This is a genomic window from Gaoshiqia sp. US2 (genome assembly GCF_059705485.1).
Genome location: NZ_AP048550.1, coordinates 1,793,848 through 1,815,940 on the forward strand (window position 1 = coordinate 1,793,848; position 22,093 = coordinate 1,815,940).

General features: G+C 47.3%; 23 protein-coding genes. 16 read left to right on the plus strand and 7 right to left on the minus strand.

Features of this window, described 5'->3' with window-relative positions; genetic code table 11:
* Positions 1–236 precede the first annotated feature (236 nt).
* From AC6H3C_RS07095 to AC6H3C_RS07165, 15 genes are all read left to right on the plus strand, one after another.
* The gene (locus AC6H3C_RS07095; RefSeq protein ID WP_497520015.1) at positions 237–1,511 is read left to right on the plus strand and encodes a hypothetical protein; all 1,275 of its coding nucleotides are present in this window, start codon (positions 237–239) and stop codon (positions 1,509–1,511) included.
* Between the two features lie 11 nt (positions 1,512–1,522).
* Positions 1,523–2,845: a phenylacetate--CoA ligase family protein gene (locus AC6H3C_RS07100; RefSeq protein ID WP_497520016.1), complete on the plus strand. Its 1,323-nt coding sequence runs from the start codon at positions 1,523–1,525 to the stop codon at positions 2,843–2,845.
* Positions 2,846–2,856: 11 nt separating this feature from the next.
* Positions 2,857–3,288, plus strand: coding sequence for an ACT domain-containing protein (locus AC6H3C_RS07105; protein ID WP_497520018.1), 432 nt, complete (start codon positions 2,857–2,859; stop codon positions 3,286–3,288).
* 43 nt (positions 3,289–3,331) lie between these two features.
* Positions 3,332–3,511: a symporter small accessory protein gene (locus tag AC6H3C_RS07110; RefSeq protein WP_497520020.1), complete on the plus strand. Its 180-nt coding sequence runs from the start codon at positions 3,332–3,334 to the stop codon at positions 3,509–3,511.
* A gap of 9 nt (positions 3,512–3,520) precedes the next feature.
* Positions 3,521–5,107 carry a sodium:solute symporter family protein gene (locus tag AC6H3C_RS07115; RefSeq protein WP_497520021.1) on the plus strand — a complete coding sequence of 529 codons (1,587 nt, stop codon included), beginning with the start codon at positions 3,521–3,523 and terminating at the stop codon, positions 5,105–5,107.
* Positions 5,108–5,119: 12 nt separating this feature from the next.
* Positions 5,120–6,418, plus strand: coding sequence for a phenylacetate--CoA ligase family protein (locus AC6H3C_RS07120; protein ID WP_497520022.1), 1,299 nt, complete (start codon positions 5,120–5,122; stop codon positions 6,416–6,418).
* A 12-nt stretch (positions 6,419–6,430) separates the two neighbouring features.
* On the plus strand, positions 6,431–6,859 hold the full coding sequence (locus AC6H3C_RS07125) for an ACT domain-containing protein (RefSeq protein ID WP_497520023.1): 429 nt from the start codon (positions 6,431–6,433) through the stop codon (positions 6,857–6,859).
* A 259-nt stretch (positions 6,860–7,118) separates the two neighbouring features.
* On the plus strand, positions 7,119–7,958 hold the full coding sequence (locus AC6H3C_RS07130) for a prephenate dehydratase (RefSeq protein WP_497520024.1): 840 nt from the start codon (positions 7,119–7,121) through the stop codon (positions 7,956–7,958).
* An 11-nt stretch (positions 7,959–7,969) separates the two neighbouring features.
* Positions 7,970–8,500, plus strand: coding sequence for a flavodoxin (locus AC6H3C_RS07135; protein WP_497520025.1), 531 nt, complete (start codon positions 7,970–7,972; stop codon positions 8,498–8,500).
* Between the two features lie 28 nt (positions 8,501–8,528).
* Positions 8,529–9,839: an aminotransferase class I/II-fold pyridoxal phosphate-dependent enzyme gene (locus AC6H3C_RS07140; RefSeq protein ID WP_497520026.1), complete on the plus strand. Its 1,311-nt coding sequence runs from the start codon at positions 8,529–8,531 to the stop codon at positions 9,837–9,839.
* Between the two features lie 18 nt (positions 9,840–9,857).
* On the plus strand, positions 9,858–10,424 hold the full coding sequence (locus tag AC6H3C_RS07145) for a Crp/Fnr family transcriptional regulator (protein ID WP_497520027.1): 567 nt from the start codon (positions 9,858–9,860) through the stop codon (positions 10,422–10,424).
* 263 nt (positions 10,425–10,687) lie between these two features.
* Positions 10,688–10,912 (plus strand): 4Fe-4S binding protein, encoded by a 225-nt coding sequence (locus AC6H3C_RS07150; RefSeq protein ID WP_497520028.1) that lies wholly within the window; start codon positions 10,688–10,690, stop codon positions 10,910–10,912.
* A gap of 28 nt (positions 10,913–10,940) precedes the next feature.
* A complete protein-coding gene (locus tag AC6H3C_RS07155) occupies positions 10,941–12,038 on the plus strand; it encodes a 3-methyl-2-oxobutanoate dehydrogenase subunit VorB (RefSeq protein ID WP_497520030.1) in 1,098 nt (365 codons plus the stop codon).
* A gap of 1 nt (position 12,039) precedes the next feature.
* A complete protein-coding gene (locus AC6H3C_RS07160) occupies positions 12,040–12,837 on the plus strand; it encodes a thiamine pyrophosphate-dependent enzyme (protein ID WP_497520032.1) in 798 nt (265 codons plus the stop codon).
* An 11-nt stretch (positions 12,838–12,848) separates the two neighbouring features.
* Positions 12,849–13,400 (plus strand): 2-oxoacid:ferredoxin oxidoreductase subunit gamma family protein, encoded by a 552-nt coding sequence (locus AC6H3C_RS07165; RefSeq protein ID WP_497520033.1) that lies wholly within the window; start codon positions 12,849–12,851, stop codon positions 13,398–13,400.
* A gap of 621 nt (positions 13,401–14,021) precedes the next feature.
* On the opposite strand, the gene AC6H3C_RS07170 is transcribed toward AC6H3C_RS07165, so the two are convergent.
* From AC6H3C_RS07170 to AC6H3C_RS07190, 5 genes are all read right to left on the minus strand, one after another.
* On the minus strand, positions 14,022–14,420 hold the full coding sequence (locus AC6H3C_RS07170) for a YciI family protein (protein ID WP_497520035.1): 399 nt from the start codon (positions 14,418–14,420) through the stop codon (positions 14,022–14,024).
* A 48-nt stretch (positions 14,421–14,468) separates the two neighbouring features.
* Positions 14,469–14,837: a nuclear transport factor 2 family protein gene (locus tag AC6H3C_RS07175; protein WP_497520036.1), complete on the minus strand. Its 369-nt coding sequence runs from the start codon at positions 14,835–14,837 to the stop codon at positions 14,469–14,471.
* 33 nt (positions 14,838–14,870) lie between these two features.
* Positions 14,871–15,431 (minus strand): dihydrofolate reductase family protein, encoded by a 561-nt coding sequence (locus tag AC6H3C_RS07180; RefSeq protein WP_497520037.1) that lies wholly within the window; start codon positions 15,429–15,431, stop codon positions 14,871–14,873.
* Between the two features lie 108 nt (positions 15,432–15,539).
* On the minus strand, positions 15,540–16,790 hold the full coding sequence (locus AC6H3C_RS07185; RefSeq protein WP_497520039.1) for an RNA polymerase sigma factor: 1,251 nt from the start codon (positions 16,788–16,790) through the stop codon (positions 15,540–15,542).
* 247 nt (positions 16,791–17,037) lie between these two features.
* A complete protein-coding gene (locus tag AC6H3C_RS07190; RefSeq protein WP_497520041.1) occupies positions 17,038–17,628 on the minus strand; it encodes a hypothetical protein in 591 nt (196 codons plus the stop codon).
* Between the two features lie 32 nt (positions 17,629–17,660).
* Here AC6H3C_RS07190 and AC6H3C_RS07195 point away from each other — a divergent pair, with 32 nt between their 5' ends.
* Entirely contained in the window at positions 17,661–18,908 is a 1,248-nt protein-coding gene (locus tag AC6H3C_RS07195; protein ID WP_497517007.1) for an IS4 family transposase, read from the plus strand.
* Between the two features lie 1,127 nt (positions 18,909–20,035).
* Here AC6H3C_RS07195 and nspC read toward each other — a convergent pair.
* Both nspC and dapA read right to left on the minus strand, forming a co-directional pair.
* Positions 20,036–21,181, minus strand: a complete 1,146-nt coding sequence (gene nspC, locus AC6H3C_RS07200) for a carboxynorspermidine decarboxylase (RefSeq protein WP_497520043.1) — start codon at positions 21,179–21,181, stop codon at positions 20,036–20,038.
* A gap of 25 nt (positions 21,182–21,206) precedes the next feature.
* Positions 21,207–22,091, minus strand: a complete 885-nt coding sequence (gene dapA, locus AC6H3C_RS07205) for a 4-hydroxy-tetrahydrodipicolinate synthase (RefSeq protein WP_497520044.1) — start codon at positions 22,089–22,091, stop codon at positions 21,207–21,209.
* Positions 22,092–22,093: the final 2 nt, after the last annotated feature.

Below are 22,093 nucleotides of genomic sequence, written 5' to 3' on the forward strand. Positions count from 1 at the left end.
TTTTCGGCCCTTTTGCTTGTTAAATATCGTTGGTTGACATCTGTTTATAACCGATTGATTTTTTGAAACGCTTGAACAAAGCTTGTTTTGTTATATTTTTGGTTCCCAATCAACTAAAATGACGCTGACTAACCTTTGAATACCTTTCTTTTTGAACTGTATTTTAACTTGGGAGCGCAGTTGCCGCCATTTTGTTTTAGTTGGATATTGTTACTCATAAAAAACCGAATATCAACATGTTAAAAACTTTTTTGGGCGTGCTCTGCCTGCTCGTATGGGTTCATGGTTTATTTGCTCAGGAGAAACCCGCCAATAACCTGAACCTTAATTTTTATGGTTTTATTCGCAACGAATTTTTTGTGGATACTTATAAAGGCCTTGATGCGGCGTATGAAGTATTTTATTTGGTTCCCCTGTATGTCGGTCAGGACGCCAATGGCGAGGATATTAATCAACAGACAAGTTCCTATTTGTCTGCGCTTGCCTCCCGCCTTGGTGTAAAAATTGACGGCCCTGAAATTTTAGGGGCAAAAACCAGCGGAAATATCGAGTTTGATTTTGGGGGTATTGTAAAATCAGAACCAACCTTATTTCGTATCCGGCATGCCAACATGGTTTTTTCATGGGAGAAATCGCGGCTGTTGCTTGGACAAACCTGGCATCCGTTCTGGGGGGGAGGTGTTTTCCCGGCTGTTGCCGGACTGAACACCGGCGCGCCGTTTCAGGCATTCAGCCGAGCGCCGCAAATCCGCTACGATTTGTTAGCCGGCAAGTTCACCTTAAGCGCCACGGCTGCTTATGAAAATCAATATACGACCAAGGCGCTGGAATCCAGCAACTATGTTTCGCCTAACCAGGCTCAGCGAAACGGGGTTTTGCCCGAGTTCATCCTGTCAGCCGAATACCGCAGCAAAGCGCTGACCCTGGGGGCCGGAGCATTGAGCAAACGCATTAAACCGGCGATGACAACAACCGGTACCGCCGGGCTTTATAAATCGGATGAATACCTGACCAGCACCGGTTTTATGGCTTATCTGGCTTATAAGGCAAATAAACTGAACGTAACCGCCAAAGGATATTACGGACAAAATATGACCCATCTGACTTTCCTCGGAGGATACGGGGTGGCCTCGAAAGATGAATCAACCGGCGCAATGACTTATACCAATTTTACCAATTATACCAGTTTGCTGAATATTGTATATGGTAAAAAGTGGCAAGCCGGACTGATGCTGGGATATGGCGGGAACCTGGGAACAGGCGATCGGTTGTACCAGGACGAGGCGACCGGGAAAGCCATTACGGCAGGTTTGTTGCCCAATGTGATGGATATGGCCCGTGTTACACCGAATCTGGCCTTAAATATTTCCAAACTCCGGTTTGTGGCTGAATATGAAATGACCACGGCGAATTACGGGGCAGGAAGCTTTGATTTTTCCGACGGGTTGTATCGTGAAAAACACCGGGCAACCAACCATCGTGCCATATTGATGATGATGTACATGTTTTAATCAGGATGCTCATGTATTGGGAAAGAGAGATAGAGACCTTACCGAAAGGCGATTTAAAAAGGCTGCAGGTTGAAAGGCTGAAGGAAACCATCAACAGCGCGATCAGATCGCCGTTTTATAACCAGGTATACCGGCAGAAAGGGATTTCTGCCGACCGCATATCCTGCCTGGAAGATATTCGCGAGTTGCCCTTTACAACCAAACAGGATCTGCGCGAACATTTTCCGTACGGGTTTTTAAGTATGCCGAAAAAAGACATTATCCGCTTGCACAGCTCGAGCGGTACAACCGGTAACCCGACAGTCATTTTTCACAACCGGCACGATATAAACAGCTGGGCCAATCTGATGGCCCGCTCGCTTTATTGCGCCGGGATTCGCGATACCGATGTCTTTCAGAATATTTGCGGTTACGGCCTGTTTACCGGAGGTTTAGGATTTCAGTACGGTATCGAACGGTTAGGCTGTCTGAGCATTCCGGCCGGCGCCGGGAACAGCCTTCGCCAGATCAAGTTGATGCGCGATTACGGAACCACTGCTATTCATGCCATTCCCAGTTATTTGGGCCGTTTGTACGAGGTGTTTCAGGCCGAAGGGCTTGATCCTCGAAAAGACACTGATTTGCGCATCTTCGTGATTGGCGCCGAGCCCCATACCGAGGAACAACGCCATCGCATTGAAGAGATGTTTGGCGTAAAAGCATTCAACTCTTTCGGCTTATCCGAAATGAACGGGCCGGGTGTGGCTTTCGAGTGTACCCAACAAAATGGGTTACACATCTGGGAAGATGCCTATATCGTTGAAATCCTCGATCCGGATACCCTGGAGCCGGTACCCGACGGCGAACTGGGCGAACTGGTGATGACCACCCTGGACCGTCAGGCGATGCCATTGATTCGTTACCGTACCCGCGATCTCACCCGCATCATTCCCGGACCATGCGCCTGTGGCCGTACCCATGCCCGTCTCGACAGGATTGCCGGCCGCAGCGACGACATGTTCATCATTAAAGGATGTAATGTTTTCCCGATGCAGATTGAAGGCGTGTTGCTGCGCATCCCGGAAGTTGGTTCAGATTATCGTATTATTCTGGAGGAAATTAACGGATCCGATGAAATGATTGTTGAGGTAGAGGTGAAAAAAGACTGGTTTACCGGCGATATCTCACGGCTGGATAAGCTCAGCCGGACCATTACCAACCAGATCCGGGATGAGGTTCTGGCCAAACCCCTGGTGAGGTTGGTCGAACCCGGTACGATTCCTAAAACCGAGGGAAAAGCCATTCGGGTGGTGGACAACCGGAAACGATCATCGGCAGCAATCAAGTTATCTTAAAAAATACGATCATGGCCTATCATGTATCCATCTTTTTAGAAAATAAAACCGGTCATTTTGAACGGGTTACCCGCGTATTGAGAGACAATGGCATTAATATCCGTTCCATGACCCTGACCCATACCGTAAGCGGATGGGGCATTCTGAATCTTTTGGTCAATAAGCCCGAAATAGCATGTGAGGTTCTGAACAATGCCGGTTTGTCGGCCGCTTTGCGTAAAGTGCTTGCTTTTGGCATGGAAGACCATCCGGGCGGGTTGGACGAGATTCTGATGAAAGTGGCTTCGGCCGGGATCAATATCCTGAATGCCTATGGTCGCGTGATCAGGCAAAACGAACAGGCCCTGTTATTTATTGATGTGGACGATTACGATCAGGCGTTGGCGACTTTGGCCGCCGAAGGGCTCTATCCTTTAGCGGATAAACTGGTTTACGGCGAATAACAGGAATCTGAGACTAAAACAGAATCGAACTAAAACTGATAATATGCTTGGAATTGACGATCCCGGAATTTACCTGGGCTATTTGCTGGCCCTGTTCAGTTTGCTGGCCTGCGTGTGGTACGGGGCTAAAAACTGGAATAAAGGAGCAGAACCCGGTCCCGACGAATTGAAACGCGACATGGATTGGGAAGAACAGGAAGAAAAGATCAACGAACAACTTTAAATCTGATTTATGAACACATTTACACTCGGGCTCATTGTTGTTATTTATCTTTTACTCATCGCCTACCTGGGCTATGTTGGATTCCGAAAGACTAAAACAGCCAAAGATTACCTGTTGGGCGGTCGCGAAATCCATCCATTTGTGATGGCTGTTTCGTATGGCGCCACCTTTATTTCAACCTCGGCCATCATCGGTTTCGGCGGCATCTCAGCCGTATACGGTATGGGAATGATCTGGCTGACCTTTCTGAATATTTTTGTCGGGGTGTTTATCGCTTTCATCTTTTTCGGACGCCGTACCCGTAAAATGGGCCATAACCTGGATGCCCACACCTTTCCCGAATTTATAGGCGCCCGTTTCGGGTCGAAAGGCATCCAAATGCTCAGCGGAGCCATCATCTTTGTGGCCATGCCCTTGTATGCGGCGGTGGTATTGATTGGCGGCGCCCGTTTTATCGAAAGTATTTTCCAGATTGACTTTGGCATTGCCCTGACTTTCTTTTCCGTGATTATTGCCGCTTACGTGGTGGCCGGGGGTTTAAAAGGGGTGATGTATACCGATGCGCTTCAGGGAGGAATCATGTTTTTGAGCCTGTTCTTCCTGCTCATTATGACCTACATTAAACTGGGAGGAGTTACCGGGGCGCACGAAGCGCTGACAAGCATGGCCAACTTAGTCCCGGACGGATTGAGGCAGCAGGGTCACCAGGGATGGACTGCTTTTCCTGCCCTGGGTTCGGTCTGGTGGTGGACCTTAACCACCAACCTGATCCTCGGTGTCGGTATCGGGGTATTGGCCCAGCCGCAGCTGGTCGTTCGTTTTATGACCGTGAAAAGTAACCGCGAGTTAAACCGGGCGGTGCTGATTGGCGGTATTTTTATTTTTGTGGTGACCGGCTTTGTTTATACCGTCGGGGCTTTGTCGAACCTGTATTTTTACCGCGAGAGCGGTCAACTGGCCATTGCTTCGGCCGGGGGCAATGTTGATCTGATCATCCCGAAATACCTGAATGCAGCCATGCCCGAGTGGTTTGTTTACCTGTTTATGCTGGCTTTATTGTCGGCAGGCATGTCAACCTTAAGTTCGCAGTTTCATACGATGGGAACATCCATCGGTCGGGATTTATTCGAGAACCTGTTTCCTGAAAAACAGATGAACAGCATGCTCATTACCCGGGTGGGCATTATAGTGGCCATCGTGGTGAGCATCCTGATCGGGTATCAGTTGCCCGAAGGCGTTGTTGCCCGGGGAACGGCCGTTTTCTTTGGCATTTGTGCCGCTACTTTTCTTCCGGCCTATTTTGCAGGTTTATATTGGAAAGGCGCCACCAAATCAGGGGTTAAGTGGAGTATGTGGTCGGGTTTGCTGTCGAGCCTGTTCATGCTGGTTTTTATGCACCAGAAAGAGTCTCAGCCGCTTGGGATCTGCCGCGCGTTGTTCAGAAAAGATGTATTGTTTGAGCAATTTCCGTGGATGATCATCGATCCCATTGTGATTGCCTTGCCTGTTTCAGCTGTCATCCTGGTTGTTGTCAGCTTATTCACCGAAAAGATTGATCAAAAACAGTTGGACGCCTGTTATGATGGCGTCCGGTAAAAAGATATCGTTATGATTTGGAATGAGAAGATTGAATGCGCGGGCCGCGACGAAATGAAGGCAATCCAATCGGAACGGCTGAAAGAAACCGTTCAGCGGATTTATCACAATGTGCCCGGTTACCGGAAAAAAATGCAGGAAGTGGGTTTGGTGCCTGCCGACATTAAATCGGCAGATGATTTGTCGAAACTACCGTTCACGACCAAACAGGACTTGCGCGATAATTACCCCTTCGGCATGTTTACGGTGCCTATGAGCGAAATTGTGCGTATCCATGCTTCGTCGGGGACAACCGGAAAACCAACCGTAGTTGGTTATACCCGGAAAGATTTAAACAGCTGGTCGGAAGTGGTTACCCGGTCGTTGTGTATGGCCGGCGTCCATCAGAACGATATTGTACAGGTGGCCTATGGATACGGACTGTTTACCGGGGGATTGGGACTACACTACGGATGCGAAAACCTGGGGGCTTCGGTAATCCCGATCTCGGGAGGGAATACGCAGAAACAGTTGCAGCTGATGGAGGATTTCGGGACCACGGTAGTGGCCTGTACGCCTTCGTATTCCTTATATCTGGCTGAAGCCATGCAGGAGGCCGGGATTAAAAAAGAAGACCTGAAACTGCGCGTAGGTATTTTTGGCGCCGAACCGTGGACCGAGAATATGCGGAAAGAAATTGAAGCCAAGCTGGGATTAAAGGCCATCGATATTTACGGTTTGAGCGAAATCATCGGACCGGGTGTTTCGTGCGAATGCGAACATCAGTGTGGAATGCACATCAACGAAGATCATTTTATCCCGGAAATTATTCACCCAGAAACACTGGAACCGATGCCTGCCGGCGAAGTGGGTGAGTTGGTGTTTACGACCATTACGAAAGAAGGGATTCCGCTGATTCGTTACCGGACCCGCGACCTGACCCGTTTGATTTACGATACATGCGATTGCGGAAGAACGCTGGTTCGTATGGAGAAATGCAAAGGGCGCAGCGACGATATGCTGATTATTCGCGGGGTGAACGTCTTCCCGTCGCAAATCGAAAGTGTACTGTTGGAAATGAGCGAAACCGAACCCCATTACCTGCTGATCGTTGAACGCGAAGGCAACCTGGATACGCTGAACCTCATGGTAGAAGTGCAGGAACAGTTCTTCTCCGATGAAATTAAGCAATTGGAATCGCTTCGCAAAAAAATCACACACAACATCCAAAGTACGCTCGGCATTTCGGTGAACGTAAAATTGGTTGAACCCAAAACCATCGAGCGTACCGCGGGAAAAGCCAAACGTGTTATTGATAACCGTAAATTATAGGAGAGCATTGTCATGATCATCAAACAATTATCGGTATTTCTTGAAAATAAAACCGGAAGGTTAAACGAAGTGGCCGGGATCTTAGGCGATGCCGGAATCAATATGTCTGCTTTTAGCGTGGCCGATACCTCCGAATTTGGTATTCTGCGGCTGATTGTATCCGATCCGGATAAAGCGCTCGATGCACTGAAAAGCGCAGGTTTTGCTGTCCGCCTCACCGAGGTGGTTTGCCTCAGCAGCCCGAATGCTCCCGGGGCGCTGGCCAGGGCATTGAATATTTTATCTTCCGAGGGGGTGTTTATCGAATATCTGTATGCTTTTTCGATGGATAAACAGTCGGCCAACATCGTATTGAAACCGGAGAATATTCAAAAATGTATCCGTGTTCTGCAGGAACATCAGATGGAGCTGGTAAAAGCAAGCGATTTGTATAAACTGTAAGCGCATTCGCTTGCCGGTTAAAATAAGGTGTATGTCAGGGTCGGAGCTGGTTCCGGCTTTTCTGAAAACAACATCCGAACGGCTCAAACTGTCGGCGAAGGCAGTTGCCCTTTTTGTTCGCTCAGGCAAAAAATGGGCGAATACTTGTCTTTTCGTTAATTTTAGGGAAGCGATTGTTCAATCGTGAAACAGGCAGCCCGATTTTTGTGTAAATTGTCCCGGCTTAATCCCCCGGGATTTTAATTTTAGAAATAAAGGTATGAAGAAGATTGCTATTCAGGGAATTGCAGGTTCCTTTCACGAAGACGCTGCACGGAAATATTTTGGTGACGAAGAGATTGAAGTGGTGGAGTGTCGGTCTTTTCAGAGTGTTTGCGAATTAATTGATGCCGATAAAGTGGATATTGCCGTAATGGCCATCGAAAATTCCATTGCCGGAAGTATTCTTCAAAACTATTCGCTCATCCGTGATTTTCACCTGCGTGTGATCGGCGAAACTTACGTTCATATCCAGATGAACCTGATGATGGTGCCCGGAGGCAAAAAAGAAGATATCAAAACAATCTACTCTCACCCCGTTGCGATCCGTCAGTGTGTGGAATATATCGAAAAGTATTTCCCCAATGCCAAGATTATTGAAAATCAGGATACTGCCAAGTCGGGTAAGTTGCTGATTGAGGAAAACCTGACAGATGCTGCTGCCATCGGCAATTTGCGTACAGCCGAGATTTACGGGCTGGATGTGCTCGAAACCGGTATCGAAACCAATAAGAAGAACTACACCCGTTTCTGGATTCTGGCCAAACAAGCCCGGGCGAACGGCGCCACCAACAAAGCATCGCTTTGCTTCGAGGTGGGCCATTATTACGGCGCTCTGGCCCGCGTTTTAAATATTTTTGCCGATAACAAGATCAACCTGAATAAAATTCAGTCGGTTCCGATTGTGGGAAAACCAAACGAGTACACCATGCACGTGGATGTCGAGTACGATTCGGAAGAAAATTATGAACGCGCCATCCATTTAGTGTTGAAAAATGTTTCGAGTTTGTCTATTTTAGGGGAATATGTTCGCGGAGAACTTGATATCACTAATCAGTAAAACATACAATTATGGATAAGATAGGATTGTTTTTTGGTCCGGAGAAAGGATCAGTTCATCGTGTTGCTGAAAAGGTAAAAACTGCCATTGGTGACGATCTGGTTGATCTTGTTTCGGTGAACGGAGCAAGTGCGGCTACCCTGGAAAAGTATACGAAAATCATTTTTGGAATTTCAACCGTGGGAAAGGAAACCTGGGATTCTGAATACTCCAATACCGATTGGGCCCGGTTTTTCCCCGAGATCAGCAAAGTGGATTACTCAAACAAAACCATCGCCGTTTTTGGTTTAGGCGATCATGTGACTTATCCCGAACATTTTGTGAATGCCATGGGGGTTTTAGTAAAAGAAATTCTCAAAGAAAACGAAAACGTGAACCTCATCGGACAAGTTGATCCGGCAGGTTACGAATTTGAAGACTCGGAGGCGCTGATCGATGGAAAATTTGTTGGCTTAGCCCTTGACGAAGATTTTGAGCCGGAATTGACAGACGAACGTATTGCCAACTGGGTTAACTCGGTAAAAGCCGGTTTCGGCTTCTAAACGGCCCCGATACATAGCAAGTTTAATCATGAAAAATACACCCATCAATCAGGAGCTGGTAACAAAAAACCTGAAACGCCTGAGGATTGAAGATGCCGGAAATGCGTCGATCCGCGAAATCGTTGCCCTTGTTAATTTAATTGAAGAAGAAAGCCCCGAAAAGTTCATCCGGATGGAAATGGGCGTTCCCGGACTGCCGCCTGCTTCGGTGGGGGTCGAAGCCGAGATCGCCGCCCTGAAATCGGGTGTGGCATCGGTCTATCCGATGATTGACGGGATAAAACCGCTGAAGGAGGAAGCCTCCCGTTTTGTAAAACTGTTCATGGATGTCGATGTGTCGCCGGCCGGTTGTATCCCGACGGTCGGATCGATGCAGGGCACCTATTCGGCTTTGCTGGTGGCCTCCAACCTCGATGTGAAAAAAGATACCGTGCTGTTTATCGATCCCGGTTTCCCGGTGCAGAAACAGCAAATGATGGTGATGGGCTCTAAATACGAAAGCTTTGATATTTTCAACTACCGGGGCAAAAAACTTCGGGAAAAGCTGGAAAGCATCCTGAGCAAAGGGCATATCAGCGCGCTGATCTATTCCAACCCGAATAACCCGAGCTGGATCTGCTTTACGGAAGAAGAATTGCAAATTATCGGAGAAATGGCCAACAAGTACGATATCATTGTGCTCGAAGACCTGGCTTACTTCGCGATGGATTTCCGGAAAGACTTGTTTACGCCCGGAAAACCGCCCTATCAGGCAACCGTGGCCCGTTACACCGATCAGTTTGTCCTCTTTATTTCAAGTTCAAAAATATTCTCGTATGCCGGACAGCGAATCGGCATCATGGTCATTTCCGACGCGTTGTATAACCGCGATTACGAAAACCTGAAAAGCCGCTTTCAGAGCAACAGCTTCGGAAATACCATTACCCTTCGTGTGCTTTATGCCATTTCGTCGGGAACCGGTCATTCCGGGCAATATGCTTTGGCGGCCATGTTTAAGGCAGCAAACGACGGCCTGTTCAATTTTGTGGAAGAAGTAAAAGAATATGGCGAAAAGGCCAAAATCATGAAACGCTTGTTCGTCGAAAACGGTTTCGAAATTGTTTACGGCAAGGATGGAGACGAGCCGATTGCCGATGGGTTTTACTTCACCATCGGATATCCGGGCATGACCGGCGGCGAGTTGCTGAATCGGTTACTCTATTACGGGATCAGCGCCATTACCCTGAAGAACACGGGAAGTGAACTCGAGGGCCTGAGGGCTTGTGTGTCGCATGTAAAGCGCAGCCAATTCGACGAATTGGAGAAACGCCTGAAACAATTTCATGCTGACTTTTCATAACGACAGAAAAATTTTGACATGAATGGAAACAGTCTGGATTCGGGATATCAGCAAACGCTTGCCCGCTTGAAGGAATTTTTTGCGGCCCGCGAACCCGTTGTGCTGAAGAAGGGGGAAACCTTCATCGATTACGGCGAACAAAACCGGAAACTGGGTATTTTGCTGAGCGGCTTGTTGTATGCCAGTTATACCGCCGAGAACGGGCAGGAGTGGATTTCCCGCTTTTATTACACCCCCGAAAACAGCATCGTGAGCAGTCATGAAACCTTTATGACCGGCAAAAAATCGGCCGAGTCAATCCGGGCCTACGAGGATTCGGAGCTGATTTGGATCGACCGGAGCGAGTACGAGGAATTGCTCGAACAAAACCCGCAACTGGAACGCATGGTGCGTATTATGGCCGAAGAAAGTTACGTGCAGGCGATCAGGCGGGTACATGCCCTGCAATCGCTTTCGGCTTCGCAACGGGTGCGTAATTTTGTGAAGGAACACAGTAAAATCGTGTCGCGGGTACAGCGTCAACACGTGGCTTCTTACCTGGGGATACACCGGAATATCTTCACGCGCATCCTCAATAAACTTTGATTTCGCAACATTTGTTGCAGGCATCCTTTGATGATTGGGATAGTTTTGTGAGGACCTGAAAATGTCGGCGCATGAATTCAGGAAGTTCTGAGAAGGGAAAAATGGAGATTGGTCATTAGTCATTGGTTATTGGAAACAGGAGAATTTGCCTTAATCCGCTTACCGCATCTTAAAACGTTAAAAAGTCATTTTTTGGCTGAAGGACTATCTTTATCTTGGAACGCCTGAGTAAATAATATAACAACAAAAAATTAAAACGAACCATGGCAAAAGTTATTGGAGCAGTGGTGGTTGACACTGAAGAATGTAAAGGTTGTGCCCTCTGTGTGGTGGCATGCCCGCAACAGGTACTTGGACAAAACAAGCAAGTGAACAGCCGCGGATATCATTATTCCTTTATGGAAAATCCGGAGGTCTGTATTGGTTGTTCAAACTGCGCGGTGGTTTGCCCCGACAGCTGTATTACGGTTTATCGGGTTAAATTGTAGTTTCTTGTAATCATCAAATTATAGATAGATGGGAGAATTAAGATTAATGAAGGGGAACGAAGTCATTGCCGAAGCAGCCATCCGCTGCGGATGCGATGGCTATTTCGGCTACCCGATCACCCCTCAGTCTGAGGTAATGGAAACCCTTATGGCCCGCGAGCCCTGGGACGAAACAGGCATGGTTGTTTTGCAGGCCGAAAGCGAAGTCGCCTCTATCAACATGGTATATGGCGCTGCCGGCTCAGGAAAAAAGGTGATGACTTCGTCGTCGAGTCCGGGTATCAGTCTGATGTCCGAAGGAATTTCGTACATCGCCGGCGCCGAGTTGCCTTGTGTGATTGTGAATGTACAACGGGGCGGCCCTGGTTTGGGAACCATTCAGCCTTCGCAGGCCGACTATTTTCAGGCAACAAAAGGAGGCGGACACGGCGATTATAAATTAATTGTGCTGGCCCCTGCATCAGTCCAGGAAATGAACGATTTTGTAGAGCTGGCTTTTCAGCTGGCTTTTAAATACCGCAACCCGGCCATGATCCTGTCTGACGGGGCTATCGGGCAGATGATGGAAAAAGTGGAACTGAGCGATTTTCAGCCCCGTCTGACCGACGAAGAAATTGATGCAGCATACGGATCGTGGGCAACTACCGGACGAAAGCCCTCCCGAAATTACAACATTGTGACTTCCCTCGAAATGGATTCGGCAAAAATGGAACAGAATAACCTGCGTTTCCAGGAGAAATACCGGCTGATGGAAGAACAGGAAGTCAGGTACGAGATGATTGAATGCGACGACGCCGATTATGTGTTCGTCGCTTTTGGGTCATCGGCTCGCATTTGTCAAAAATCGGTCGATATTGCCCGGGCAAAAGGACTGAAAGTGGGCTTGCTTCGCCCCATTACCCTGTATCCTTTCCCGAAAAAACCCATTGCCGCACTGGCCAAACGGGTGAAGGGATTTATGACAGTTGAGATGAATGCCGGGCAAATGATCGAAGACGTGCAGTTGGCTGTCGGTTGTTCGGGTTGCCAGGTCCCGGTGACCTATTTTGGACGGATGGGTGGAATTATTCCGACTCCCGGCGAAGTGGTAAATGCATTGGAACAAAAATTAATCGGAGGGCAATAAAATGGATATCGCGGAAATCATTAAACCGGAAAACCTGGTCTATCAGAAACCCAGTTTGCTGACAAACAAAACCATGCACTATTGTCCCGGATGCAGTCACGGCGTTGTCCATAAACTATTGGCCGAAGTGATCGAAGAACTGGACATACAGGAAAAAACCATCGGCGTTTCGCCCGTTGGCTGCGGGGTTTTTGCCTATAACTACATCGACATTGACTGGCAGGAAGCGGCACATGGACGGGCGCCCGCCGTAGCAACCGGCATCTCCCGGACCAACCCCGGCAAGGTGGTGTTTACCTACCAGGGCGACGGCGACCTGGCTTCGATCGGGACAGCCGAAATTATGCATGCCTGTAACCGGGGCGAAAATATCGTCGTCATCTTTATCAATAACGCCATTTACGGAATGACCGGCGGACAAATGGCGCCAACAACTCTGCTTGGGCAGGTCACTTCAACCACGCCCTGCGGACGCGACCGCGACCGGAACGGCTACCCGCTGAAAATTACCGAATTGATCGGTCAGTTACCCGGAACATCCTACGTGACCAGGCAGTCGGTTCATACGCCGGCCTCCTCGCGTAAATGTAAAAAAGCCATTAAAAAGGCCTTTGAAAATGCACTGGCCCAAAAGGGAACTTCCTTTGTCGAAGTGGTTTCGACCTGCAACTCAGGCTGGCGCCTGTCGCCGGTTGATGCCAACAGTTGGATGGAAGAGAACATGTTTCCCTTTTACCCGGTTGGCGATATTAAAGATGCCGAAAGAGATGCCCCGGAGGCCTATTTAAAAAAGAATTAAAATTGAAGATCATGACTGAAGAAATCATCATAGCCGGTTTTGGCGGACAAGGGGTTCTTTCGATGGGTAAAATTCTGGCCTATTCGGGCGTTATGCAGGGACAGGAAGTCACCTGGTTCCCTTCGTACGGACCCGAAATGCGCGGGGGTACAGCCAATGTTTCGGTCATCCTGAGCGACAGCCGGATCAGTTCGCCTATTCTGCACGAATTTGATACCGCCATCATCCTGAACCAACAGTCGATGAACAAGTTTGAGAAGGCGGTAAAACCCGGCGGGGTGTTGTTGTACGACCCCAACGGCATTATTCATCCGCCGACGCGTACCGATATCAATATTTATAAAATTGAAGGTACCCGGATTGCGGCCGACATGGGGAACGTTAAAACCTTTAACATGGTGGTGCTGGGCGCTTACCTGAAAGCCAAACCGGTAGTTAAAATGGAAAGCATCAGAAAAGGGTTGGAGAAATCGCTGCCGGAACGTCATCATAAACTGATTCCCTTAAACCTGCAGGCCATTGAGGCGGGGCAGGCCAACCTCGAAGCCATTCACGAGCTTTGACTTAAGGAATTAATTGTGTACAAATACCTATTTGCCAGTAGCGGATACGTGAGAAAGGCGGATGGCAGGGCTATAATCCTGCCAGCCGCCTTTCCGATTAAGATACGTTATTATTATTCGTGTCAAGTCATCAGTAACCAGGCAGAAGGCAGAAGTTTAATTTTCACGACAGGGAGAATCTCTTGTTCTGATTCAGACCGTTCGTTAAAACTTGACATTAGTTGTCATTTAGTTCAAGTAATGCTTGAAGCGGGAGGATCTTTTAGAATAACCGGATAATACGATTGTATTTCCCGGATAAATTAATCTGGTATCAGTATCCCTCCGTTGTGGCGACAACCGCACTCTCCCTCGTGCCGCTATGTTCAAACGAGGGAACCGTCGGCCGTCGTTTGTAACGACCTCCACAACAGGCGTATGAATGCGTCGTCCCGTTCGGCAGTTGCCGGAAACCGCTGTATATGCGCCCGAGTTTAAAATGTCCGGTGGACATTTTGACCGAAGAGGAGGAGCGTAGCTCGCGTACGTACAGTGGAGTGAGAGGCTCACCCCGTCAGTATCCACTGGCGGGGCAGTCTACCCGATTGTCGTGCGTTTTTCTTTTTTCTCCTGTTAATTCCCTTACCCCTTCCTTCGCTGCTCGCTCTCTTCAATCATGGCAGTCAGGTCGGCAGCCGGCCGGATTTCCCAACTGCCCCTTTCGCGCAAGAGCCGGAGTGAAGGATGATTTGACAGCAAGCGGATGGCATGATTCAGGTCCGTGGCTTCAAGTATCATGATGCCACCAATTTGTTCTTTGGTTTCGGCGAACGGACCATCGGTCACCGAGACTTTGCCGTTGCGCCATTTCAATGTGGTGGCGTTTTGAGAGCCCTGCAGTGCTTCGCCACCCACAAAGTGTCCATTTTTTTTCAGTTCGTCATCATAGATGAAGCATTCATCCATCATGTCCAGTTGCTCCGCTTCGGCGGCGGATTCCCATTCATTTTCATTAATGTATCCGAGGCAAATGTATTTCATAATTATCCTTTTATGGTTTTTAATAAATTTTCCTGTTTTTACTCTCGTTCACTCAAACTTAATTGAAGTGTTTAAAGTCATTAAATAGGATGTAAGGCTGTTGATTTTTCCGTTGTTCATTTCAAATACATCACAAAATACCGCATCAAGTGAATTTCCGTTTTTCATCTTCCCCAGAACAGCACCTTCTGCAATAACAATATTATTTTCTTCAATGAGCCTTTTGACCTGGATGGCCGGACTGCCCACAAAGTTGTCGTTTTCGATTTCCCTGTCGAATTCTTCTTTCCCATGGTGTGCATACACGCCGGGCATTTTCCAGACTACATCATCCGTAAGACAATCAAGGATCATTTGATGATCACTCCTGCGGAATCCTTCCATGTATTTCTCAACGGTTTTTTTATTTTCGGTCATGTTTTATTTGGCTTGTTTTAGATGAAGACTTGTTTAAAGTTTTTTAGCGAGTTTCAGCACGATACCTCCGGGCGAAAGCTGTTGTGTAGAAATAAGAGATAAATTCCTGGACGGTATTCCCTGTTTGAACAGAGGTCTGCCACTACCCAAAATAACCGGGGCTATTCCAATGCGATATTCATCAAAAAGGTCATCGTTGATAAATGTTTTGGAAAGGTCCGCACTTCCAAATACATACATATCTCCGCCGCCTTGAGCTTTTAATCCAGAGATTTCGGCTGAGGCATTCCCATTGATCAAGGTTGAATTGTTCCAGTCAACTTCTTTCAATGTTTTGGAGAAAATGAGTTTGGGAATGCTATTCATTAATCTGGCAATTTCGTCATTTTCACTGTCCGCCTTCTTCCAGTAAGCAGACATCCCTTCATAGGTTACCCTGCCGAAAACAAGATAGTCAGCCGAGCGTAGCTGCTCAAGGCTAAGGTTTTCCAGTTCTGGTCCCCAAACAGAATTGTGAAAGGATAGGTCCCAATTTTTTTCTCCTTCAAAATAACCATCGAGCGTGATTACATTCCACATTATTAATTTTCTCATGTCTGTTGTTTTTAGTGTTTTAAAATTGAATTGTCTATGTGTTACCAGGTAGTCGAACAACTGAGGACGAAATCGACAAACAATTCTATTTTTTTTACCATCCGGAAATTACGTGTCCAGTTCTCTGAGCTTTCGTTCGATAAATCGCCGTTCGGGGTCTTGTTGTGCGAGGGCAAGGGCACGTTCCCATGACGTCCGTGCCTCACTGGTCCGGCCGGTTTTCCGGCACAGTTCTGCCCTTGCCGAGTAAGCCAGGTGATAATCTTTTAATTCCCCACGCTCCAGAATTGCGTCGATGCGACTTAATCCCGCCTCTGGACCATGATGCATGGCTATGGCGACAGCGCGGTTTAATTCAATTACAGGAGAGGGATTTATGCGCAGCAACAGCGTATAGAGTCCTGCGATCTGTGCCCAGTCTGTGGCATCGGGACTCTTCGCTTCAGTATGCAGCGCCGCGATGGCGGCCTGCAAGGCATATGGGCCTGGCCGTTTGGATGAAAGGGCCCGCTTTACCAACGATAACCCCTCGCTGATCATGTTGCCATCCCAAAGCGACCGGTCCTGATCTTCCAAAAGAATAAGGTCTCCTGCCGGTGTGGTACGGGCTGACCGGCGGGATTCGTGTAGTAACATAAGGCCTAACAATCCGGTAACCTCAGGGTCAGGCAGCAAATCGTGCAGCAGGCGCCCGAGTCGAATCGCTTCTCTTGAAAGGTCAACACGGGTTACCAACTCGCCGGACGAAGCGTAATAGCCCTCATTGAAGACCAGGTAAACTACCTGTAGAACCGACCCGAGCCGGTCCGGCAGTTCGTGCGGTGGTGGAACCTCGAACGGTATCCTGGACTCGCGAATTTTGGCCTTGCCACGGACAATTCGCTGTGCCATGGTAGATGGCGTAGCAAGAAATGCGCTGGCAATCTCTTCGGTAGTCAGATTGCAAACCTCGCGCAAGGTCATGGCCGTGCGTGTATCGAGCGCCAGTGCGGGGTGGCAGCAGGTGAAGATCAGCCGGAGCACATCGTCTTCAATCTCTTGATCAATCTGCTTCGAAGGATCGGCAATATCAGCTTTTATTTGCCGGACTTGCTGTACCTGCAACGGGTCAAATTTTGATTGACGCCGCATACGGTCGATTGCTTTAAACCGGCCGGTGGAAACAAGCCACGCCCGCGGGTTGGAAGGAATGCCATCTTCGGTCCATTGCTCAAGCGCAGCCTTGAAGGCATCATGCATGGCATCTTCGGCAAGGTTGAAGTCTCCAAGCAAGCGAATCAGCGTGGCAAACACCAGGCGCGACTCCTTACGATAGATCCCGTCCAGAAGTTGAGTAATATGTTCCGGAGAATTTTGCATGGTCGTTTGGTTTGGTTCTCATATGGGTTAAGCGACGAAAATTCTGCATCAGGCAGGTTTATAAGAAAATACCCCCTGAAACCCTTGTGGCAGATACACTTTATTGGGTATAGTTGAGTGTCAATTCCAACATGTCTTATGAAGTTGAATGTCTTTGTCATGAGAACCTGTCTTTGAAAAGAGAATCTCGAATTTATTTTTATGTGCTCACTCATAAAATGCCCTAAAGAAATGCACGGAATATGACCTATATTCTTTTTGCTCGCATCTCCTGCATTAGTTTCCAATTATTTCCACGATCAACTGTCTTTTCATTACACCACCTGAAACTGTCAGAGGTGATATCGCGGTAAACCCAGCGAGATTGGTGCCCATTATCGTCAATCTCTCCAATTTGTATAATCTCATTTCCAATTTGACGCCCAACTTGACGAACAATGATCCCATTCGGTGGATTTATCCATAGAATATGCCATGCATCAATTTTGGGGTCGTACATCCTAATCGTAGTACTGTAGCGATTCCCTGGCTCATGCCAACCAATCTCACTATTTTCACGAATAGGAGTAATCCAAAGATCCTGTATTGCACGTCCTTCTAAAATCCAGTCGAAACAGATATCCCATTTTGAATGCTGAATACTTCCGTCTTCTGAATACTCAATGGTATCTGCAACCCAATCGCCGACAAATTGACCATAGAGCATTAGCTTATCTAAGTATTCTATGGCTGGTTCTTTTGATATTAAACCTTCAGCGAAATGACTTTTTATATAATTTATCACTACTGAACGGGGAAAAAAATAAATAGGGGTTACTCCCCGAAGGTTTGGCCCCATGTTGTAAGTTTGTTTTGCGAAAAAACTTCAACATGAGCAAAAATACAGAAATAAATTTTGTCGGACAGCCGATTTTCAAACAAGTGATTAGTTTAATAGAGGGCATCAGTTTGACCAGTATAGTAAAGAAGCACAATGCTGATTATTACTATAAAGCTTTTAAGGCAAAGACACATTTGATCACGGTTCTCTTTGGCATCTTTAGCCGGTGCGACTCGATGACCGAGATATGTGAAGGGCTGCGGGCTTTGGGCGGAAAGCTGAACCATTTGGGGCTTGAAGAAGCGCCAGCCAAAAGTACCGCTTGCGATGGGATGCGCAACCGGGACAACAAGTTCTTTGAAGATGTTTATTTTAAATTGGTACACCATTATCAAAGTTTTTTGTCGGACAGCCGAACCTTTGGCCTCACCTTTAAAGAAGTCTTACTGATCGATTCGACCACGATCCGGTTATTCAGTGATATTCTGAAAGGAGTTGGACGCAATCCCAAGAACGATGGCAAAAAGAAAGGCGGGCTAAAGGTTCATATGCTCATTGATGCAGTACAATCGGTTGGACGGTTTATTAAAATAACCGAAGCCAAAGTACACGACAAAAACTTTTTGAAGGAACTGGAACTGATCTCGTACAGTATGGTTGTTTTCGACCGGGCCTATAACTATTACCATCAGTTTGCCTTGTGGACAAGTAAATCGGTCTTTTTTGTTACCCGGATCAAGAAAAATGCCCTTTATACGGTCATTGAAGTGTTGCAGGAACATCAAAAACAGAAAGGAAAAGCAATGGTACTTCGGGAGGAAATCATAGAAATTGAGTACTCTCCTGAAGATGAAAATGGCAAAAAACAAACAAAGCAGAAGAAAACCCTTCGCCTGAAAAAAGTATGCTATCAGGATGAAAAGAACCGGTATTATGAGTTTATCACCAATAGCATGGATAGTACGGCCGAAGAAATAGCGTTCTTATACAAAAAACGGTGGGGCATCGAGCTGCTGTTCAAAAAAATGAAACAGAACTTCCAGCTTCATTACTTTTACGGGGAAAACGAGAATGCCATTCGCACACAGGTTTGGTGCACCTTAATTGCACAATTGCTAATGACAGTGATTCAAAAGATGGCCCAAACAAAAAAAGCATTTTCAGTTGTGGCTTCGTTAGTTCGCATACATCTGATTAGTTTGCTTGATGTATTTGAATTGCTTCGAAGTACTAACCGAGAATACTTGAAACAAAGAGGGTCACCAATATCAAATATGCAAACCAGTCTTGCTTTTTAGCAGGGGGTGACTTTTGAAATAGAAATAATAACAATTGATTATCATGCAATTAAAGATCAAAAATCTCAAATCTGCATGTTAGTCGGATAATAGTGATAATTTATCATAGCCAAATTATTTTATCAATTGTACTCAAGGTTTGTTGTAAGTTGTTGAAAAAGTTTAAAAATACAAATAAGCTTTACATAACCGCTTATTTCAAGTGTCATTTTTTTCAGAGGATGTCAGGCCGTTGCCGGACAATGCCTGATTTTGAGAACCACAATTACGTTGGAGAGGTTGCGAAAGAAAGGCTATTATGCGTGCTCACGTATTACGGGAAAGTTGCCTTATCTGGCAGTTGCCGGAAACCGCTGTATATGCGCCCGAGGTGGTTTGTGGTTTTCATTTCATCCTCCAAATTACAAAACTTGACGTAATTAATTTTACCAACCAGCTAATTTGGAGTCAATTTAAAAACAAGCGGTTAACAAGTGGCATCTCCTAATCGGGTGCGGCGGTTTCCGAACCGCCGGTTCATGAATTGCCTGTCAGCAGACGAATTGTAAATTGGGGACAGCGGAAGGATCTTTCAGAGTCGTTAAACGCCGGGGCCACAAACGGCAACAGATGCTGAGGCCAGTTCAGCATGACAAACCCCGGGCTGTTTCCCGGATATAAACCTTATTTTATAAGGCCATCTTCGTGGAAAAATCATCGCCATCAACATTCACCTTATTACCTTATTCTGTGTTAAGGCAAAAAAGTAAATCCTGTCCGGAAGGACATATTTGTAAAAATGAATTAAAACCTTCAATAAGTGTATAACTTCTGACTGGCGGAATTCAAGGCCGACTCATCGCCGGGTCTTGCAGACCGCTCAGAGTCCTTTATTAACGCCTGGCATCCATCTAACGGAAGTAAAAATCCTTTCAAAACGAAGCCTCAGCCGGGCGTTTTGGCGGCCTGCACACCGTTTCGGCGGGCGTTTTACTGAACTTGAAAGGCACTGAGCCAAGGGCCTGGAGCTTGCTTTCGGCGAAGTTTTGCGCTTCCCGCCATCCAATGCGGTGAAGAAGCGTCTGAGTTCATGAGCTCCAAAGTTCCTGAGTTTCGCGATACATCTTTCGGTCTCCGGTCTCCGGTAATCAGCTCAGCTTGTTTTTATAATCCTCGTAGCCAAATTGACGGATCAGTCGGAATTCGCCGTTGGAGGCAATCATACCGATGGATGGGTGTTGCACGCCGTTAAAAAAAGTGGTTTTCACCATCGTGTAGTGGATCATGTCTTCCAGAATGAGGTTGTCGCCTGTTTGCAAGGCTTCGCCGAACGACCAGTAGCCAAAATAATCGCCGCTGAGGCAGGTGTTTCCGCCCATGCGATAAGTCGGTTTCCCGGCTACCGGTTGCGAACTGGCATAGCGAATGCGGGGTTGATATGGCATTTCGAGGCAGTCGGGCATATGGGCTGCAAACGATACGTTGAGCATGGCCGTTTTGATGCCTTTGTTTTCTACCACATCGAGTACAGTCGCTTTCAGAAAGCCGGTTTCCCAGGCAAAAGCGCTGCCCGGTTCCATGATGATGTGCAACTGAGGGTAACGTGATTTCAAATCCTTTAAAAGACGGATTAAATGTTCGGTATCGTATCCTTTCCGGGTCATCAGGTGCCCGCCGCCCATATTCAGCCATTTTACCTGTTTCAGGAAAGGGCCGAATTTTTCTTCCACAGCCGCCAGCGTTTTTTCCAGATCGGTTGAATACGATTCACACAAGGTGTGGAAATGCAGCCCGTCGATGCCTTCGGGCAGTTTACCGTCCAGTTGTTCGGCAATGATGCCCAACCGCGAACCGGGGGCACAAGGGTTGTATAACTCGGTTTCCACTTCCGAAAATTCGGGATTAATACGTAAGGCTGTCGAAATCGCTTTGCCGGATGCCTTAATCATCGGGTAAAAGCGTTCGTACTGGCTCAGCGAGTTGAAGGTAATATGACTGGAAAGCCGGATGATCTCGGGAAAAGTTTCCAGATCGTACACCGGGGCATAGGTATGTGCCGGGCTTTTCATCTCCTCTGCACAAAGTTTGGCTTCGTGCAGCGAACTGGCTGTAGCTCCGCTGATGTATTCCCGTACAATAGGAAACGCGCTCCACATGGCAAACCCTTTAAAGGCCAGGATGATTTCGACTCCCGAACGATTGGCAACCGATTTGATTAATTCCAGGTTTTTACGCAGCAGGTTTTCTTCAAGCACAAAGCAAGGGGAGGGAATTTCCGGATATTCAACACGCATGATGACGATTCTTTAATTGTTTGTCTTACGACAAAACGCGTTTCAGTTCTTCTTCCAGATCATTTCTTAATTCGCGGCTTGCCGGGCACAAAGGCAGACGCACAACGCCGGTTGATTTACCCATGATTTCCATCAGCGATTTGACGCCAACCGGGTTTCCTTCACGGAAAATCAGCTTGAGCAGATCGACCAGTTGCAGGTGTAGTTCGCGTGATTCGGCAAATTGTCCGTTATTGGCCAAATGAACCAGCCGGCTTAGTTTTTCGGGCAGGGCATTGGCGACTACCGAAATAACGCCAATTCCGCCCACGGCAATCACCGGCAAGGCCAGCACGTCGTCTCCCGAGATGACCGCAAACTGTTCGGGGCCGTGTTTGACCATCCGGGCCACTTGCGACGATTCGCCCGAAGCTTCTTTAACGGCGACGACGTTGGGGCAGGCATTGGCAATAGCAACCGATGTTGACGCCTCCATATTCACTCCCGTACGCGACGGAACGTTGTACAAGACTACCGGCACCGGACTGGCTTTGGCCACCAGTTTGTAATGTTCAATTAAACCCTGTTGCGACGGACGGTTATAATAAGGCGTAACAGACAGGATTCCGGCAATACCTTCGAAATCGGTATCTTCAATATTTTTGATGATTTTATAAGGATCGTTTCCTCCCATTCCCAGCATGACGGGTACCCGCTTGTTTGCTTTTGATTTAATGCATTGAACGACTTCTTTTTGCTCACCGGCAGAAAGAGTAGGGGTTTCGGCTGTTGTTCCCAAGGCCACTAAATAATCCATTCCTCCGGATATCTGGTCTTCAACCAGTTTTTCCAGTGCATTAAAATCAATCGAATAATCTTCTTTAAACGGAGTGATCAGGGCAACCCCTGCGCCTTTAAAAAGGTGTGTCATGC

Bases quoted from the DNA above. Each gene is read 5' to 3' on its own strand.
- AC6H3C_RS07105 (WP_497520018.1), top strand. From the start codon at position 2,857: ATGGCCTATCATGTATCCATCTTTTTAGAAAATAAAACCGGTCATTTT.
- AC6H3C_RS07185 (WP_497520039.1), bottom strand. From the start codon at position 16,790: ATGCAAAATTCTCCGGAACATATTACTCAACTTCTGGACGGGATCTAT.
- AC6H3C_RS07165 (WP_497520033.1), top strand. From the start codon at position 12,849: ATGACTGAAGAAATCATCATAGCCGGTTTTGGCGGACAAGGGGTTCTT.
- AC6H3C_RS07110 (WP_497520020.1), top strand. From the start codon at position 3,332: ATGCTTGGAATTGACGATCCCGGAATTTACCTGGGCTATTTGCTGGCC.
- AC6H3C_RS07095 (WP_497520015.1), top strand. From the start codon at position 237: ATGTTAAAAACTTTTTTGGGCGTGCTCTGCCTGCTCGTATGGGTTCAT.
- AC6H3C_RS07125 (WP_497520023.1), top strand. From the start codon at position 6,431: ATGATCATCAAACAATTATCGGTATTTCTTGAAAATAAAACCGGAAGG.
- AC6H3C_RS07145 (WP_497520027.1), top strand. From the start codon at position 9,858: ATGAATGGAAACAGTCTGGATTCGGGATATCAGCAAACGCTTGCCCGC.
- AC6H3C_RS07155 (WP_497520030.1), top strand. From the start codon at position 10,941: ATGGGAGAATTAAGATTAATGAAGGGGAACGAAGTCATTGCCGAAGCA.
- AC6H3C_RS07195 (WP_497517007.1), top strand. From the start codon at position 17,661: ATGAGCAAAAATACAGAAATAAATTTTGTCGGACAGCCGATTTTCAAA.
- AC6H3C_RS07180 (WP_497520037.1), bottom strand. From the start codon at position 15,431: ATGAGAAAATTAATAATGTGGAATGTAATCACGCTCGATGGTTATTTT.
- AC6H3C_RS07150 (WP_497520028.1), top strand. From the start codon at position 10,688: ATGGCAAAAGTTATTGGAGCAGTGGTGGTTGACACTGAAGAATGTAAA.
- AC6H3C_RS07100 (WP_497520016.1), top strand. From the start codon at position 1,523: ATGTATTGGGAAAGAGAGATAGAGACCTTACCGAAAGGCGATTTAAAA.
- nspC (WP_497520043.1), bottom strand. From the start codon at position 21,181: ATGCGTGTTGAATATCCGGAAATTCCCTCCCCTTGCTTTGTGCTTGAA.
- AC6H3C_RS07115 (WP_497520021.1), top strand. From the start codon at position 3,521: ATGAACACATTTACACTCGGGCTCATTGTTGTTATTTATCTTTTACTC.
- AC6H3C_RS07175 (WP_497520036.1), bottom strand. From the start codon at position 14,837: ATGACCGAAAATAAAAAAACCGTTGAGAAATACATGGAAGGATTCCGC.
- AC6H3C_RS07160 (WP_497520032.1), top strand. From the start codon at position 12,040: ATGGATATCGCGGAAATCATTAAACCGGAAAACCTGGTCTATCAGAAA.
- AC6H3C_RS07170 (WP_497520035.1), bottom strand. From the start codon at position 14,420: ATGAAATACATTTGCCTCGGATACATTAATGAAAATGAATGGGAATCC.
- AC6H3C_RS07130 (WP_497520024.1), top strand. From the start codon at position 7,119: ATGAAGAAGATTGCTATTCAGGGAATTGCAGGTTCCTTTCACGAAGAC.
- AC6H3C_RS07140 (WP_497520026.1), top strand. From the start codon at position 8,529: ATGAAAAATACACCCATCAATCAGGAGCTGGTAACAAAAAACCTGAAA.
- AC6H3C_RS07120 (WP_497520022.1), top strand. From the start codon at position 5,120: ATGATTTGGAATGAGAAGATTGAATGCGCGGGCCGCGACGAAATGAAG.
- AC6H3C_RS07135 (WP_497520025.1), top strand. From the start codon at position 7,970: ATGGATAAGATAGGATTGTTTTTTGGTCCGGAGAAAGGATCAGTTCAT.
- dapA (WP_497520044.1), bottom strand. From the start codon at position 22,091: ATGACACACCTTTTTAAAGGCGCAGGGGTTGCCCTGATCACTCCGTTT.
- AC6H3C_RS07190 (WP_497520041.1), bottom strand. From the start codon at position 17,628: ATGGGGCCAAACCTTCGGGGAGTAACCCCTATTTATTTTTTTCCCCGT.